This is a genomic window from Chitinophaga sp., assembly GCF_036566945.1.
Taxonomy (GTDB): Bacteria; Bacteroidota; Bacteroidia; order Chitinophagales; family Chitinophagaceae; genus Chitinophaga.
On sequence record NZ_DATCVJ010000384.1, the window covers coordinates 1 to 2,963 of the forward strand.

2 protein-coding genes are annotated in these 2,963 nt (G+C 44.9%); one reads left to right on the forward strand and one right to left on the reverse strand.

The window, feature by feature from the left end:
* Positions 1-359: 359 nt before the first annotated feature.
* Positions 360-1,538 (forward strand): proline dehydrogenase family protein, encoded by a 1,179-nt coding sequence (locus VIP81_RS11310; RefSeq protein ID WP_331960030.1) that lies wholly within the window; start codon positions 360-362, stop codon positions 1,536-1,538.
* 151 nt (positions 1,539-1,689) lie between these two features.
* Here the strand turns inward: VIP81_RS11310 and VIP81_RS11315 are convergent.
* The coding region (locus VIP81_RS11315) for a RagB/SusD family nutrient uptake outer membrane protein (protein WP_331960033.1) at positions 1,690-2,963 on the reverse strand (1,274 nt) is incomplete at its 5' end.

Sequence of the window (2,963 nt, forward strand, 5' to 3'; positions counted from 1 at the left end):
TTTGGCCGGTACTGCCCTTGTGGGAAGTGTATTTTATACCCGGTATTTGCAGGTTCACCTTCGCGATTTCCGGCGCTTTAGGCTGGCAGCCGGTGAATACTATTCCTCCCAGTACGAGTCCAATAAAGGTCTTTTGCCAAAAAGCAGTAGAGGAGTTAGTATCAGATTTAAATAGCATATTCCGGGAATTTTGTATGTAATAGAAAAGACCTAAAAGTAATAAAATAAACAGCGGTAACAGGTATGCTTAAACAATTTATGAGAAGCAATAGACAATATCTGATAACGCTGTTAAAAAGATATGCTGATATTATAATGATTTTTGTTTAAAAGGTGGACGGACCCTAACTTTGCGGCCCATGGAAAAGCAGCTACCCTTATCATTTGATAATACGGCTATTGCGTTTGAGGCAAAGACCGACAAAGCACTGAAAAAAGCCAATTTTCTCTTTAGCAATATAGGGAAACCATGGCTGGTAAAATTCGGTTCAGTGATGACACCCATCGCATTTAAACTGCGACTTCCTATAAAAGGAATTATCAAAAACACCATTTTCTCACAATTTTGTGGCGGAGAAAGCCTGGAAGAAGCAGCTACTACAGCATTGCAGCTGGGCAACTATCATGTAGGCGTAGCTCTCGATTATGGCGTGGAAGCCATGGAAGGAGAACATAGCTATGATGATGCGGTACCAGAATTTATCCGGGCCATCCAGTACGCTGGCAGCAGACCGGATATTCCTTTTATTGCCATTAAAATAACCGGTTTCGCCCGGTTCGACCTCCTCGAAAAAGTACACCGCAAAGAAACCCTGTCTGCTGCAGAGCAGGAAGAATATACCCGCGTACGTAATCGCATATATGCCATTGCCGAAGCCGCCGCCAGGCATAATGTAGCGGTATTGGTAGATGCGGAAGAATCATGGATTCAGAACCCGGTAGACAGTCTCACCGACGAGATGATGTCTTTATTCAACAAAGGAAAAGTAATTGTATATAATACTTTCCAGATGTACTGCCACGACCGTTACAACTTCCTGCAGGTATCACTGCAAAAAGCAGAAAAAGAAGGCTATCTGCTCGGAGCTAAGTTAGTTCGTGGTGCATACATGGAAAAAGAAAATAAACGCGCTGCGGAAAATAATTATCCTACACCAATACAACCCAGTAAAGCCGCCACCGATAAGGATTATGATGCGGCAGTAACATTCTGTCTGAACAACCTGGATAAGCTGGCGGTATTCATTGGTACACACAATGAAGATAGCTGTATGCTGGCCGCCCGCATGCTGGATGCAAAAGGGATTCCCCACAATCATCCGCATGTAAGCTTCTCCCAGTTGCTGGGCATGAGTGATAACATCACCTTTAACCTGGCACATGCCGGCTATAACGTTAGTAAATACCTGCCATACGGCCCGGTAAAAGAAGTAATGCCTTACCTGCTTCGCAGGGCACAGGAAAACACTTCTATCGCCGGACAAATGGGCCGCGAACTGGCGTTGATCAGAAAAGAAATGAAGAGAAGAGGAATGTAGGAAATAGCTATTAGCTATTAGCTTTTAGTAAAAATGCAGCGAAGAACATAGTATATATGTTTCTATTCGCTGCATTTTTACTAAAAGCTAAAAGCTAATAGCTATTCGCTGCATTTTTACTAAAAGCTAAAAGCTAAAAGCTAACAGCTATCTAAATATTGCTCTCACTCTGAGGCAGCGGATATTTCTCCCACACATCATCATCTGGTCTGTCTTTAGGCAATGTTCCCAACAGATTATATCTCCTGACATCAATCCAGCGATGTCCTTCCATGAACAGGGAGTAGCGCCTGTTAAACAACAACTCTGTAATCAATGCGGCCTGTGTGATACCACCGGCATAAGGAGTCAGGTTATGTGCCGTCCGTATCCGGTTGATAGCTACAATAGCATCCGGCAACGCATTCAGCTGAATTTTCGCTTCTGCATAAATCAGGATCAGTTCTTCATTACGGATAATGCTCACCGATGAATTAGGTGAACCCCAGATGATCACATCGCGGTTGCCGGTTAAACCTCCCTGGCTTGCAGAGGAAGTACGGGGCGCTGTTTTCAGATCTACCCGATCATCACCTGGTATCCTGTCATTGAAAAAGCTGGGATGTGATGCCCTTACTTCTCCATTGCCATTAGGTGCTATATACATCGTATTGGGTAAGTCGCCGCCGTTGGTGGAAAAGGCATGGGAAATGCCGATGTTCAGATTGCCATTCAGGTCAAAGAAAGACTCATTCAGCGCGGTTAAGGCAGCAGCCCAGTTCTTACGGTAAATGTGTACCCTGGCGGCAATCGCACGGTTGAATTTAAGTAAACCAGCGGCGTCTTTAAATCCTGTAAAGCCTGCTGATAAAGGAAAGATCACTTCCGATCCGGTGAGATCGGCTTTGCCGTCATCAAGAAACTTCAATATCGAATCCAGCACAACGTTAGGATCGGTGAGTACCGGCCCAAGTGTAGCGCCGGTGGCTACCGGAATACGCGCACCATTGGTATAGGTCATATTAATATTCAACAGCAGCTGATAGCCAATCAACGTTTTTGCAAAACCAGTAAAAGCTTTTTTCTGCGGATCGGAGGCGACTTCCGTACGCGTGTTTTTAATGGCATCCTGCAAAATGAAACACTGCCTGGCTACCTGGTACCTGGATGTCCAGGGATTGGTGAGGTAAAAGGTATTATTATCGAGCTGCTTGGTGCCACCACCCAATAAGTCGGTCGTATAACGGGGCTCCGCGGAGGAGAAACGATAAATTTCACGGCCTATGATACCTGTGCCATCGAGATAAGCAGCGAAGCTATTCCGCATGCCGGATTCCGCACCTGTTACCAGGTTAAATAAATCACTTCTTGACGGGTCTTTAGTGATACCGTCTACAACAGGTGTATTGAGACTGTTGATTTCTCCCTTCTGACATGCATTCATGA